The sequence below is a fragment of the Aquimarina sp. BL5 genome (genome assembly GCF_003443675.1).
Taxonomy (GTDB): Bacteria; Bacteroidota; Bacteroidia; order Flavobacteriales; family Flavobacteriaceae; genus Aquimarina.
Genome location: NZ_CP031963.1, coordinates 743,299 through 757,164, shown reverse-complemented (window position 1 = coordinate 757,164; position 13,866 = coordinate 743,299). Strand labels below are relative to the sequence as shown.

The 13,866-nt window shown below is 30.6% G+C and carries 18 protein-coding genes; 14 read left to right on the top strand and 4 right to left on the bottom strand.

Going from position 1 to position 13,866, the window contains the following annotated elements:
• The first annotated feature begins 82 nt into the window (after positions 1-82).
• From D1818_RS03430 to D1818_RS03370, 14 genes are all read left to right on the top strand, one after another.
• Complete coding sequence (locus D1818_RS03430) at positions 83-454, top strand: hypothetical protein (protein ID WP_118456400.1); 372 nt, start codon at positions 83-85, stop codon at positions 452-454.
• Positions 444-935 (top strand): DUF1772 domain-containing protein, encoded by a 492-nt coding sequence (locus D1818_RS03425; RefSeq protein WP_118456399.1) that lies wholly within the window; start codon positions 444-446, stop codon positions 933-935. The genes D1818_RS03430 and D1818_RS03425 overlap by 11 nt, the downstream gene beginning before the upstream one ends.
• Positions 936-986: 51 nt before the next feature.
• On the top strand, positions 987-1,391 hold the full coding sequence (locus D1818_RS03420) for a DUF5367 family protein (protein ID WP_118456398.1): 405 nt from the start codon (positions 987-989) through the stop codon (positions 1,389-1,391).
• Between the two features lie 53 nt (positions 1,392-1,444).
• Positions 1,445-2,290: an NmrA family NAD(P)-binding protein gene (locus tag D1818_RS03415; protein WP_118456397.1), complete on the top strand. Its 846-nt coding sequence runs from the start codon at positions 1,445-1,447 to the stop codon at positions 2,288-2,290.
• A 23-nt stretch (positions 2,291-2,313) separates the two neighbouring features.
• Positions 2,314-2,481 carry a hypothetical protein gene (locus tag D1818_RS25205; protein WP_158597000.1) on the top strand — a complete coding sequence of 56 codons (168 nt, stop codon included), beginning with the start codon at positions 2,314-2,316 and terminating at the stop codon, positions 2,479-2,481.
• A gap of 241 nt (positions 2,482-2,722) precedes the next feature.
• The gene (locus D1818_RS03410; RefSeq protein ID WP_118463473.1) at positions 2,723-2,971 is read left to right on the top strand and encodes a helix-turn-helix domain-containing protein; all 249 of its coding nucleotides are present in this window, start codon (positions 2,723-2,725) and stop codon (positions 2,969-2,971) included.
• Positions 2,972-3,174: 203 nt separating this feature from the next.
• Entirely contained in the window at positions 3,175-3,804 is a 630-nt protein-coding gene (locus D1818_RS03405) for a hypothetical protein (RefSeq protein WP_118456396.1), read from the top strand.
• A 238-nt stretch (positions 3,805-4,042) separates the two neighbouring features.
• The gene (locus tag D1818_RS03400; RefSeq protein WP_118456395.1) at positions 4,043-4,594 is read left to right on the top strand and encodes a GNAT family N-acetyltransferase; all 552 of its coding nucleotides are present in this window, start codon (positions 4,043-4,045) and stop codon (positions 4,592-4,594) included.
• Positions 4,561-5,772: a VCBS repeat-containing protein gene (locus D1818_RS03395; protein ID WP_118456394.1), complete on the top strand. Its 1,212-nt coding sequence runs from the start codon at positions 4,561-4,563 to the stop codon at positions 5,770-5,772. The genes D1818_RS03400 and D1818_RS03395 overlap by 34 nt, the downstream gene beginning before the upstream one ends.
• A 272-nt stretch (positions 5,773-6,044) precedes the next feature.
• Complete coding sequence (locus tag D1818_RS03390; RefSeq protein ID WP_162897252.1) at positions 6,045-6,980, top strand: AraC family transcriptional regulator; 936 nt, start codon at positions 6,045-6,047, stop codon at positions 6,978-6,980.
• A 102-nt stretch (positions 6,981-7,082) separates the two neighbouring features.
• Entirely contained in the window at positions 7,083-8,126 is a 1,044-nt protein-coding gene (locus D1818_RS03385; RefSeq protein WP_118456392.1) for a S41 family peptidase, read from the top strand.
• 61 nt (positions 8,127-8,187) lie between these two features.
• Positions 8,188-8,526: a DUF2834 domain-containing protein gene (locus D1818_RS03380; RefSeq protein WP_118456391.1), complete on the top strand. Its 339-nt coding sequence runs from the start codon at positions 8,188-8,190 to the stop codon at positions 8,524-8,526.
• 89 nt (positions 8,527-8,615) lie between these two features.
• Positions 8,616-9,128: a DinB family protein gene (locus D1818_RS03375; RefSeq protein ID WP_118456390.1), complete on the top strand. Its 513-nt coding sequence runs from the start codon at positions 8,616-8,618 to the stop codon at positions 9,126-9,128.
• Between the two features lie 64 nt (positions 9,129-9,192).
• Positions 9,193-9,561, top strand: a complete 369-nt coding sequence (locus D1818_RS03370) for a nuclear transport factor 2 family protein (RefSeq protein WP_118456389.1) — start codon at positions 9,193-9,195, stop codon at positions 9,559-9,561.
• Between the two features lie 99 nt (positions 9,562-9,660).
• On the opposite strand, the gene D1818_RS03365 is transcribed toward D1818_RS03370, so the two are convergent.
• The 4 genes from D1818_RS03365 to D1818_RS03350 are packed head-to-tail and all read right to left on the bottom strand — an operon-like array spanning position 9,661 to position 13,640.
• Positions 9,661-10,956: a TRAP transporter large permease gene (locus D1818_RS03365; protein ID WP_118456388.1), complete on the bottom strand. Its 1,296-nt coding sequence runs from the start codon at positions 10,954-10,956 to the stop codon at positions 9,661-9,663.
• 7 nt (positions 10,957-10,963) lie between these two features.
• Complete coding sequence (locus D1818_RS03360) at positions 10,964-11,428, bottom strand: TRAP transporter small permease (protein WP_233558656.1); 465 nt, start codon at positions 11,426-11,428, stop codon at positions 10,964-10,966.
• On the bottom strand, positions 11,429-12,418 hold the full coding sequence (locus tag D1818_RS03355; RefSeq protein ID WP_118456387.1) for a TRAP transporter substrate-binding protein: 990 nt from the start codon (positions 12,416-12,418) through the stop codon (positions 11,429-11,431). It lies immediately after the preceding gene.
• The gene (locus tag D1818_RS03350; protein ID WP_118456386.1) at positions 12,411-13,640 is read right to left on the bottom strand and encodes a DUF4861 domain-containing protein; all 1,230 of its coding nucleotides are present in this window, start codon (positions 13,638-13,640) and stop codon (positions 12,411-12,413) included. The genes D1818_RS03355 and D1818_RS03350 overlap by 8 nt, the downstream gene beginning before the upstream one ends.
• Positions 13,641-13,866: the final 226 nt, after the last annotated feature.

Below are 13,866 nucleotides of genomic sequence, written 5' to 3'. Positions count from 1 at the left end.
TGTCAAGAGATTGTCTTTAAGTGTCAAAAAACTCTTTTGATCACTTCGCACTTTTGTATCATCAAATAAATAACGCTATATAATGATGATAACGATAATAAAACTAATAATAGGAATTTTTACAATATTAACTATTAATTCAAAAAACACTTACGAATCGATTCAAGAGAATACGGAATCTACTTCGGGATACACTTTAAATTATGTAGTAAAAGATTCTAAAGCTGAAGCATTTAAAATCTTAGAAAACAAATGTAATGTTTGTCATTACAAAAGGAATAAAAGACGTGTGTTCACATTAGAGAACATGAATCCTTGGGCTAATGATATCTACAAGCAAGTATTCATAAAAAAAAGAATGCCTAAGGGTAAAAAAATAAAACTCAACTCTAAGGAATATCAAGAATTATTAACGTGGATAACGTCTACAAAAACATCAGCTAATGGAATTTAAACTAAAATTTATTGTGTTAATGCTCGGTTTACTATTTACTGGTCTTACAGCTGGTTTATGTTTTACTTGGTCTAATGCTGTTACACCTGGAGTTGGTCGACTAGACAACTTAACCTTCTTAAGGTCTTTTCAATCAATGAATAGAGCAATTATAAATACCCGTTTTATGGTAGTATTTTTTGGTCCTGTCATATTACTCTTTGTAAATACCTATTTATTTAAAAACAACAGTATAAGTTTCTGGCTATTCCTTGCGGCTGCAATACTGTTTTTTGTTGGAATTGGTCTTGTAACCATTTTTGGAAACGTTCCATTAAATGAGGTTTTGGATGCCTCTAATTTAGAAACACTTTCAAAAATTGAATTGCATGAGCTTCGAAACAAGTTTGAACAACCTTGGAATCGTTGGCATATCATAAGAACAGTATCATCATTTAGCGCTTTTACACTTTTAATCGTAGGCATGCTTTACATAAAATAAGACAAGTCATCAAAGAGCTGAAACAAATAATCAATCAAAAAACGAACAGTTATGAAACATTTAAGAGCTATTAGTATTGGAATTATTATCTGGATAATTGGAGTAAGTATTTACACAATTTCCTTCTACATTCCGATTTTGGAAGACCCAGAATTTCAGGCAAATATTTTATTGTCTTTAGGAATACTACCTGTAGTGTGGTTAGGAGCAAAACTATATTACAGTAAAAAAAGTACTATAAAAGGATACTGGTTAGGGCTAGTTTTCTTTTTAACCGCTACCATTTTGGATGTTTTAATTACGGTTCCCTATTTAATAATTCCTGACGGAGGATCCTATTATAGCTTCTTTGCTGCTGCGGGTTTTTGGCTCATTGGAATAGAGTTTATCGCAATGAGTAGCGTGTATTGGTATACTAAAGTTTTTAGTAAAACAAATACTGCAAATTGCTTATAAAAGTAAAATCAAAAAGTTTCAAATAATTAATAATAATTTAAAAACGAATAGAAATGAAAACAGAAAACATTTTAGTTATCGGAGGAAACGGTAAAACCGGTCGCCGAGTAGCAGAAAATTTAACCCAATTAGGACACAATGTACGCGTTGTAGGCAGAAAAACAAACCCAGCATTTGATTGGGAAAACACAGACACCTATGATGCTGCTTTAAAAAATATGGATAGAGCCTATATTGTATACTACCCAGATTTGGCAGTACCTGGCTCTAGAGATGCCATCAGTACACTTACCAAAAAAGCTTTAGAGGCTGGTTTAGAAAAAGTAGTATTACTTTCTGGAAAAGGTGAGGCAGAAGCAGAAGCCTGCGAAGAAATCGTGTCAAACTCTGGTTTAAACTACACTTTGGTTAGAGCGTCGTGGTTCAATCAAAACTTTAGTGAAGGTGCTTTCTTAGAATTTGTACTCAATGGTACTGTTGCATTACCAATGCCAGATGCAGAAATTCCATTTGTAGATGTCAATGATATAGCGGATGTAGTTTCTAAAGTAATTGTCGATGAAAACTATAACGGACAAACCATAACCGTTACCGGACCTCAAAAAAGAACTTTTAAGGAAGTGGTTGAAATTATGGCTGAAGCTACTAACAAGCATATTCAATTTATTCCTATTTCTATTGAAGAATTTAAGGAAGGTATGAAAAAAGCAGGATTACCTGATTCTTATGTATGGTTGTTCGGGTATTTATTCCAAGAAGTACTAGGAAATCCAGAAAACCAAGAAGTATCTGATGATGTAGCCAAAGTATTGGGCAGGCCAGCCATAGATTTTGAAACATTTGCTAGAGAAACTGCTGCCACTGGTATTTGGAATCAGACAATTGCTCAGAGTTTATAAATTAACCATCTAAAAATCAAAATATGAAAAATAGATATATAACATTAGGTTTAGTTTTTGGAGCAGGAATTGGACTTTGTATTGGAATCTTGGCAAATAATATTGCAATTGGCTTGTCTTTTGGCGCTGGTGTTGGTTTAATACTTGGATCAGCTCTTGGAACTGGAGTTAAAAAAGAGAACAAGAAATAAGATTCGAAAAGACATAATCTTAACTAAACTATTGCCAATAACGGCGTGTAAGTAATAGCGGTTTGAGTAATAACTCAAACCGTTTTTTATTTGAATAAAGTATATTGTAATAATAAGGGTAGTAGTTACAATAATACCGAAGTTAACCGTAGATAAAACGATTGTACCATATTATGAAAAACAAAACTCAGATATTGATTCTGTATCTTTTTTGTATGATAACTGTCCGGTTGTGTATTGTATGGCAAAGATTGGAGGAAAATGGAAGCCTATAGTTTTATATCTAATTTCTAAAGATACTAATCATTTTGGAAAACTATATAAAAGAATTCAGGGTATTAGTAAACAGATGTTAACCACTCAACTTGGGGAACATGAAAGAGATGATATGATATTGCGGAAAATCTATGCAGAAATTTCTCCAAGAGTCAAATACTTTTTAACAGAAACAGGTAATTCATTAATGCCTATTGTTCAAAGTATGCAGTAATGGGGTAAGGAGAATAAAACTAAATAATAGTTTATCAAACTAATCATTGTTGAAAATACTTAAGAAAACAAAATGAAAGTTTCTATTCTGTTAGTAATTACTAACTCGTTAACATAAACTATTAAAAAATATCTAAGAGAGTATTAACGTTAATCAATAGGTTACGCAACCTATTTCATTTTGTAACATCTAAAAAGAAAGAAATGTTTAGGAAAGTACTCAGATTTATATGTATTGTGCCAATATTAATGGCTTTTCAATGCGATGATGAAATGGAAAATCAACTAAGGTTTAATCCTTATAAAGTAAATATAACACCAAATGCTACTTTTTCTTTAGACGATACAATTTGGATTACGGCTCGAGTTTCATCAAAAGTCTATGATTTGTCAACCAACGATTCTATTTTTAACGAAGATCCAAATAAGATCTTTAATCAATTTACACTTTTTAAATTAATAGAGCCTATAAATACTAGGGCTGCAAACACTGAAGGGGCTATAGATAAGTTTGATTTAATTTATGATATAGGAGATTACTCTCCTAGAACCGTTTGCGAAAATACCCAAAAAACAATATTTCCAGAATTGAATAATGATAATTCGTTATATACGTATAGAATAGGATTAAAACCATTAATTGTTGGGGACTACATAATTAATTGGCCTTCGATTAATAGTGCAATAGTTCAAAATGAAAATAGGAATGAATCTATTATCGAAAATTATCAAATAGAAAATCGTCCAAACCAAATCGAATTTAATCAATGCGGCAATCGTTCTGTATTATTTATAAATGAAACTGAAAGGATCTATTTTTTCAGCATTCGATAATTATTTTACAATACTATTTTTAATATGGTTTATTAAACCTTTCCTGTAGTTTTTTCATTTTTGTAAAGACTATTAAATCAATTGATTAACAATTTCATTTTTGTTTTTTGCTACTTATTGGTTTATAATAGGCTTTAAAATAAAAGATAATACTAAACTTTTGAATGAATGCTTCATCAAAAGTTTAGTATTTTTAATTTATTGACTAATCCTAACGGCAGTTATAATAATAAAACAAATGAAAATTCATATCGAAACTGAGCGATTAATTCTTAGAGATCTAGAGGGTTATGATGCACAAGGAATTTTTGAACTTGATTCAGATCCTGATGTTCACGAGTATTTAGGAAAAAAGCCTATTAAAACAATTGAAGAAGCTAAACAAGTGATTGATTTTATAAGAAATCAATATATTGATAATGGAATTGGACGTTGGGCAATTGTTGATAAAGAAACAGGAGATTTTATTGGTTGGACAGGTTTAAAATATGAGAAAAGACTACGAGAAAATTTCAACTATTATGATTTAGGTTATAGACTCCAGAAAAAATATTGGGGAAAAGGAATTGCTACAGAGACAGCAATTGAATCTCTAAGATATGGATTTGAAAAACTTGATTTAAAAGAAATAGGGGCAGCAGCAGAAGTAAATCATCAAGCTTCGAATAAAATACTAAAGAAAATTAGTCTAAAATTTATCGAAACATTTGATTACGAAGGGGTTGTTCATAATTGGTATAACATTAAAAAATCTGAATGGTTAAAAGGTACATGCATCGCAGTAGAATAGTAATATGTTTAGTTTTTTTGGTTTTCACTTGGGTTGGTTTTGCGCAAGAGGAAGCAAATTATACTTTCGAATTAAAGGAAACAGAGTTGGTTCCGGTGGGAGACTCCAACAATATATTTTTTGACTACGATTTAGATGGAGACCTTGATCTAATAATCTCTGGCTATAATAATGATTTTAGTGAGGTAACAAGCACACATACTTTTTTATATACGAATGATGGTAAGGGTAATTTTACTATAGATAAGAGGTCATCATTTATGGGAATAGAATATGGAAAAATTGATGTTGGAGATATTGATAATGATAAAGATTTAGATATTGTTATCACAGGACAGGAACTAATAAAGAATAAAGAAGGTGGAATAGTCATTTATAAAAACGAAAATGCTGTTTTCAAAAAGATAAAAAAAATTGAACCTGATAGAGCTTATTCTGTATATGCTAATTTTATTGATGTGAATAATGATCAATATGAGGATCTATTAGTAGAATTAAACGATTCAATTAAATTTTATATTAATGACAAAAAAGGGGATTTTTTAGCAGCAGGTAATCTAGAAGGAATAGACGAGGTTTATGAATATGGAGTGATTCCATTTGATATGGATAATGATGGTGATATTATGTTACAAGGAGAATATGGATATGAATTAGAACCCAAAACCCTGTTATTTAAAAATAATTCAGGAAAGTATGAATCTGTATCTCACAATTTCAAGAATACATTTCAAGGTATTGTTGTACCTGTTGATATTGATAATGATGGAGATCAAGATGTGTTTATGACAAACTTAGGAAGTATTAGTGAAAATTTGGATGAATCATTTTTTTATATCAAAGAAGAAGGTAGTTTTAAAGAAAGTGTATCTGATGTTTTAGTATATAACATAGTACAATCTTGCTTTGTAGATTTGGATTCTGATGGAGATAAAGATCTTATAATTATGGGGAATAGAAAAGAACTTAACAAACCAGGATATTATTCAGAGGCTATCGATATTTATGAGAATAAGGAAGGTGTTTTTGAGTTAATTAAAACAGCAGCGTTTCCTTTTTTAGGTCAAAGTTCGATAAATACGGCAGATGTGGATGGTGATGGAAATCAAGATGTTTTGCTAACGGGTTATGAAGGAGAAACTCCGAGAACTAGATTATACATTAATAAATTGAAGTAAATCAAATTCATTGAGTACAACAAAATATTTTAAATTTACTGGATGATTTCTAAAGCTCAGGTAAATCTTTTAGATAAACTATTCATCTATAAAAAAATGATACAATAGACTATAGTGTTTTAAATATCATAGTTCTTTTTGGAGCAATACAAGGATTTACATTGTGTCTTTATTTACTTTCAAAAAGAAGGGATAATAAAAGAGCATTCAATTATTATATGTTGTTTTTGTTTTCCTTATCCTTTTATAATCTAACATATGCATTCTTATATATGAATGTAGATTCAATTGGTTTTATTCCTTTAACCTCTTTTCCATTTCCTTATAAGTATCTAATTGGTGTGGGTTTTTATTTCTATATCAAAAACCAAATTAATAAAAAAGCGCATGTTATTTCTTCTATCGAATATGTATTGTTTATTCCTGCTATTTTATATGGTATATTAAGAGCTTACTGGTATGTTATGCTTCATAGTGGTACTGATGAATATATCTTTTATAGAGTATATCAAACTGGATTTTTCTTATATAATGATTTTGCCTATCTAATTTTCAATCTATTATTGATGATTAGTGTTCTACGATTTATAAAGAAGAACAAGGATCTGATAAAAGGTTCCGTATCAATACGTAAAAATTGGGAATGGTTGTCTACATTTTCTTGGATGTTCATTGCATTTATTATGCTCAATATATTACATCAAGTTATAGCAGTACTTTTTAATCTTCAAGATAGTGGAGAATTTTACTACGTAATATTAGTTTTAAATTCTGTTTATATATACTGGATAGGTTTTATTGGTTTTACTAAATCTAATTTATTATTTAAAACATTTAGTCTAAAAGATCAAAAAGAAGAGGAGCAGGGTAGTTTGTTAAAAAATAGAATAGAACACTTTATGAAAAATGAAGAAATCTTTACCAATCAAAATCTTAAAGTTTCGGATGTAGCTTCTTTATTATCGATATCCGAAAAAGAATTATCCTTATATATTCACGATACCTATCATATCTCTTTTACGGATTTTATAAACACCTATAGAATTGAAAAGGTAAAATCATTATTAGTTTCTTCAGAACAAGAAAAATTTACATTGTTAGCGATTGCAGAAAAATCTGGTTTCAGTTCTAAATCTTCGTTTAATTCTGTGTTTAAAAAAATGACAGGTGTTACTCCGACTCAGTATAAGGCAAATCATAAAAACTAATATGTCCAATATTTATTTTCTGGACATTATTCCCCTGTATCCTAAGTTCTTTTTCTATAAAAGCGAATAGTTTTGAAATCATAAAATTTTAAAATTATACTTATGAAAAAATTACTTTTAATTCTGATTACTGTTGTTTCTATACTATCATCAAAAGTCTACGGTCAACAAAAAGTTATATCAGTTCAGGATAGCATTAACGTATTCTATGATCAGTTTTTTGAAGAATTAGAAACTAACTACTTATATCGAAAAAACGTTAACTGGGATCTAATAAAGCCATATATAAAAAGGGAAGCATTAAAAAATAAAACCTTTGAGAAATCATTAGAGATCAGTTCAAAACTTTTTGACACTATACAAGGAGATCATTTATTATTATTTTCAGAAAAAGGAATGTATCAAAGTAACCTCAAACGAAGAATTGAACAAGAAGATTTACATAGAAGCTTACTGATAGCATATAGTGAAGAACCAAAATTTGATGTAAAATTAATTAATGATCATTATGGATATATTTTTATTCCAGGGATGCTTTTGCTCGATGCTACCGAGAAAGAGTTAAATGAAAGGGCACAAGAGATATATGATGCTATCTTAAAATTGGATAATAGTAAAAAAATCAAAGGATGGATCATTGACTTAAGATTAAACATAGGAGGGAATTCTAATGTTATGTTAGCTGGATTATACCATTTAATAGGAGATAATACGGTGTCCTTATATTTGGATGCAAATAAAAATGTAAAGAACCGTTCTGGTTTACATAATGGTATTTATTATGAGAATCAAAAAATACAAGCACAAGTAAAAACAGTTGCAAAACCTGATGCCGAAATCCCTGTTGCTCTAATTACTGGAGTAATGACAGCTAGTGCTGGAGAGTTTGTGGCTTTAGGGTTTAGAGGAAGAAAAAATTCCATCATTATTGGTGAGGAGAGTTTTGGGCTGACTACTGCTAATGATTTGTTCGAGTTACCGTTTAAAACAAAAGCTGCTATTTCATTGAGTTATGGAACGGATAGATCAGCTATATTCACAAAAACAATTAAGCCCAAAATAGAGATCATAAAAGAAGCTGATTTTCAAGATTTAACAAAAGACAAGAACGTTATAGAAGCTATTAAATTTATAGATAATAAGTAATGAAACTATCTTGTTTAAGTAAATATGTTTTAAATTAGATAAGGTTTTAAAAATCACACTTATGAAACTTAAATACATGTTTCTTTTATTAGCTATTGTTGGGCTTTGCTATACTTGGTATTTCAATATTCAGTTTTATATAAACTCAGAGGATACGTCCCTTTTAAATTATATCGCTCAAACGAAAACTACATTTCCGGCTAAGTCATTTAGTGCAGATTTATTAGTGGTGGTATTTACTTTTTTTGTTTGGTATATTCCAGAAGCTATTAAATTAAAAATGAAACACTGGTGGGTTTTTATTCCATTAACCTTTATGGTTGCTATAGCATTTGCCTTTCCGCTGTTTTTATATTTTAGAGCCCGTAAATTGGAGAAAAAAACGGTGATTATGGAATAAAATGTATGGAGATAATAAAGAACTGTTAATGACTTTATGGATTGAAGTAAGAATTAGTACATTTCTACTTTATTTATAAATAATAATGTATGCAGTCTTTACTAACTTCGGGAGAGTATAATCCTTATTACGGTGTTTTTATTGATCAAGCTGAAAACGCTAATATTTTGATAGGCTTACAACAAAGTAAGCAGAAATTCATTGATTTTGTAAACACTATTTCTGATGAAAAATTAACATATGCCTATGCTGAAGGGAAATGGACAATTGCTGAAGTGTTGCAACATATAATTGATACAGAGCGCATTTTTTCTTACCGAGCCCTTCGCTTTGCTAGAAATGACAAAAGCCCATTGATTGGTTTTGATCAAGACGAATATGTTCCTAATTCTAATGCGAATAATTATAGTAGGCAGGAGCTTATAGAAGATTTTGAAGCAGCTAGAAATAATACAGTAGGATTATTTAAAAGCTTTACACAGAATATGTTAACTGAAATAGGAGAAGCTAGTGGTAGCCCAATGAGTGTAAGAGCTATAGGGTATGTGCTTTCTGGTCATCAGAAACATCACCTTCACGTAATTAAAGATCGATACTTATAATTAGCATCATGGACCGTCAGTTTTTAAAAAGTTGATAGGTCTGTGAATTTTACCAATAAATAAAATGACTAAAGAAGAAGTAGCAAAAAAGTATCTTTTCTTTTTAGAAAAAGGAGAGATGAAGAATGTAGTTGATTTGTTTACACAAGATGGAGTGGTAGAATCTCCGTTGTATGGTGTTCTTTCTGCTGAAGAATTTTATAAAGCCTTAGCAGAAGATACAAATTCCTCTAAGCTTCGTTACGATGGATTGTTTTTTGAAAAAAATACGAATAGGATTTCTTTACTTTTTGATTATGTATGGGAGCTAAAAAATAGTAAAACAGTTGAGTTTAAAGTAGTAGACATTTTAGAACTTACTCCTGAAAATAAGATAAAAAAGCTAATCATTATTTATGATACAATAAATGCCAGAAACTTGCTTGGGAAATAAGATTTTATAAAATCTCTACGCTTTCAGTATGGAGTAGTTTAGTTTTTAGTACAAGAGAAATAAAGCATCAATTTCAATTATAATTATTTCAAAATCTTTTTATAGGCCAAACTGTTTAGGTAACCATAAACTTAATGCAGGAATATATGTTATCAGAATTAATACGATAATCATTACTAAAAATAAAGGCACTAGTGGTTTAATTACTTTTTGAATAGAAAGCTTCGCAACACTGCAACCAACGAAGAGTACTGATCCTACAGGGGGAGTACATAGTCCAATACAAAGATTTAAAATCATTATAATACCAAAGTGTATCGGATCTAAGCCAATTTTAATAACGATCGGTAAAAAAATAGGTGTGAATATTAGTATTGCTGGGGTCATATCCATAAAAACTCCAACGAAGAGTAAAATTAGATTAATAAGTATCAAAACAACGATAGGGTTATCGCTAAACGATAAAATTGTATGACTGATTTCTTGAGGGATGTTTTCATAAGACATTACCCAAGACATTGCAATTGATGCAGCAATAAGCAGAAGAACAATAGATGAAGTCTTTACTGTTTCCAGAAAAATAGGGAAAAGATCCTTTATCGTAATTTCTTTATAAAAAGCAGCCAATATTAGTGTGTAAATCACTGCAATAGTAGAAGCTTCTGTAGCCGTAAAAACACCAGAAACGATACCTCCAATGACTACTACAAGTAAGAGTAAACTAGGTAGCGCGGCGATAAAACATTTTAGAAACTCTGAAAACTTCACTAATTTTTGAGTTGGATATTTTTTTATAATAGCATATAGCGCCGCTACAATCATTAAGGAGAATCCAATAAGAATACCAGGTATATATCCAGCAATGAATAAGGATGCTATAGAAACGCCTCCACTTGCCAAAGAATAAACAATCAAAACATTACTAGGAGGTATCATTAGACCTGTTGTTGCACTTGTAATATTAACTGCTGCACTAAATGATGGTTCATATCCATCTTCTTCCATCATTGGATTCATAAATCCTCCTATAGCAGAGGCTGCAGCCACAGCTGAGCCAGATATAGCTCCAAAAAGCATACAGGATATAATATTTACGAATGCTAAACCACCCGGCAAGGGACCCACAATAGCTTTTGCTAAATTAATAAGTCGTAACGCGATACCACCACGATTCATAATTTGCCCCGCAAGAATAAAAAATGGAATTGCAGAAAGGGTAAAGCTATCTAAAGAAGTTGCCATTCGCTGTGCCAATGTGGTAACCGATGGTAAAAAAGGCATTGCAACAATTAGGGTGAAAAAACCTGCTAGACCAATAGAATATCCAATAGGTACTCTTAGTGACAGAAACACTAAAAAACTAATTACTAATATCAATATTTCATTATAACTCATTACGATTTTAAATTGCTGGTGTCTTTTTTAAATAGATTTGAAAACAATAATAGCTAATCAATACTCCCGAAACGGGTATAATAAGATAAACAATACCCATTGGTATATGGAGTGCTGCAGAATGCTGTTCAAATTGAAACGAAAGTATGCATAATCGTAATCCTCCGATGATCATTACTGTAAATGCAAATAGAAAAATCAAACCATATACAATACCATCGAATAATGTTTTTTTTCGTTGAACTATTAGAGTAGGAATTAGGTCAATAGCTAAATGTAACTTTTGTCCAGTTGCGTAGGCCATTCCTAGTAAGCCGATCCATATGAGACAGAAACTTGAAAGTTCGTTAGTAATTGTACTTGGCGATTTTAAAATATATCTTGAAAATACTTGCCAGACTACACTGATAAGCATAATAAAAAGCAAAAAAACAAGAGTTTTCTCAACAAAAGTATCGATATGTTTTTTCATCTAGTAGTCAGTTTTTATTGATGTAATAAGTTTAAATAATTCAGGTTGGCTTTTAAAATTATGAATGGTTTCTTTAGTCTTTTGTTCAAAAAGAGATTTGTCAGGTCTTGTCACTTGTACTCCAGCTTTTATTACAGCTTCTAATGATTTTTTTTCAGAAACAGCCCAGAGTTTACGTTGTGCTATTTTTGATTCTTGACTGGCTTCTTTTAACCATTTTTTTTCTTGTTTATTTAACTTTTTCCAAGTATTAATGCCTACTACCAGAACGTCAGGGATAGATGTATGTTCATCTAAACTATAATATTTACAAATTTCATAGTGCTTTGATGTATAAAAACTTGGAGGATTATTTTCTGCACCATCAACAACTCCTTGTTGCAGAGCTGTATATAGTTCTCCCCATGAAATGGGAGTGGGTGCTCCCCCCAATTGATTTACCATTTCAATAGCCATATTACTTTTCATTACCCGAATTTTTTTACCTATTAGATCATTCGGAGTACTCAGTGGTTTTTCTTTGGTATAAAAACTTCTACTACCTGCGTCATAAAAGGTGAGACCTCGTAAGTTAAATTGCTCACCCTTGGATAATAAGTTATTTCCTAATTGCCCATCTAAAACTGAAAACGCGTGTGTTTTATCTCTAAATAAGTACGGTATTCCGAAAACTTTGTATTCTGGAATGAAATTTTCTAGTACTGCAGCCGATACTTTAGTGATATCTAAACTACCTATCTGAAGTAGTTCTAAGCACTCACGTTCTCCACCAAGTTGACTGTTAGGGTAAATTTTTAATGTTAATTTTCCATTGGATTTTTGAGCAAGACGTTCACCTAAAATCTCCATTGACTGATGAACAGGATGTTTTGTATCTAAGATATGAGCTAAACGCAATACACGTACTTCTTTCGAATTATAACAAGAGGTAAGTACTAACATTAAGATAGTCCATAAAAAGATCTGTATTGTTTTTTTGAAACTATTCATATTCTACTACGATAGGATTAGCAAGTTTTTGCAGTATAGTTTCTATTTCTTTAGAAAAACCTTCTTCGCTTTTGAATTTAGAATCAGAAGCTTCCCACCCTGATAAAAAGTAATAGGATAAAGGAATTTTGTTTTCAGAATTAAATACTACATAATGGGTATTAGTAATACCAGTTTCTTTTTTTTGAATAGTACCGTGAGTATAATACACATCCTTATTTAAAATTAGTGCCATACCCAGATGATCTCCATTTTCTGACTGTTTCCCAAAAGAATACATACTTACATTATCTTCGCCTTTTTTTATATGCATTGTGTTGGGTTTTAGATTAGCAATACCAGCTACAAGTTTCATTTCAGAAGTTATTCCTGATAAATAGATCTCACTTTTATAATACCATTGTCCTTTGTAAATAGAAACTTTGTGCTTTGTTTGTATAGGGATCTTATGTATTTTGTCATTAACATAGTTAATTTCAAAAGAAGCTTTAATAGGACCTTCTTCAATTACTTTAAATGCAGCACCATTTTTTCCTGTAATTCGATAAAGTGAATCTTTTAGTTGTATGGCAATTGCTCCAGCACCTAATGAATTACCAACTTTGAGGATATCCATTCCCCAGCTTTCTTTTGTGTGATAATCTCCAAGAATCCCAACTGTTGATAATGTTAAATTGGAAGTCGTTTTTCCAAAAATATCAATACCATTTCGGGGATCAAAATACATACGAAACCCTACTTTATCATTTTCCCAGGCAGGACCTTCCATTTGAAATATTTTTTTTTGAGGAGCCAGCCTTGGATCGTTTATACGATTGTAATATTGTACTTCAGAAATATTTGCACGTGAATTACCAACACCAAAGTGAATGTCTGTTGCTTTCTGGAATGAAGGTGTTTTAGATTTTTCAATAACGTTGTAATGAATTTTTTTTACTTCTCCAGGTTTAAAATTAGTAACAAAAATTAACTGATCCCATTCGCCGTCATCGTTAATATCCTCTAGTTGAAAAGGAATTGCTCTAGAGTTATTATCATAAATAATAGGAGTTAGTTCTTTATTGAGGACGCGAGTATCAATTTTAGTTATTGGAATACAAACCAATTCATCTATACGCTCAATATTCAATGTGTTTTTAATAGTAATTTCTTGACTGTAAGTAGAACTACATCCAAATGAGATTAATATAATAGCTAAAGAAAAAGGACTAAAAAGTTTCATCTATTTATTATTTATTTTACAAGCTTTGCTATGAAAAAGATAAAAACGTCATTTTTAATATTTCTTGACCATCAATCATCATTAGAAAGTTTAACAATAGCTACAAAATTTCTTCTTTTAGGTGAAATAGAATTCATTAACAAAATCAATAATATTAGAAAGGATAAGAGAATAGTTTTTCTCCATTAAGGCCTACATTTTTCAAATACTAAGGTTCTAAATCTTT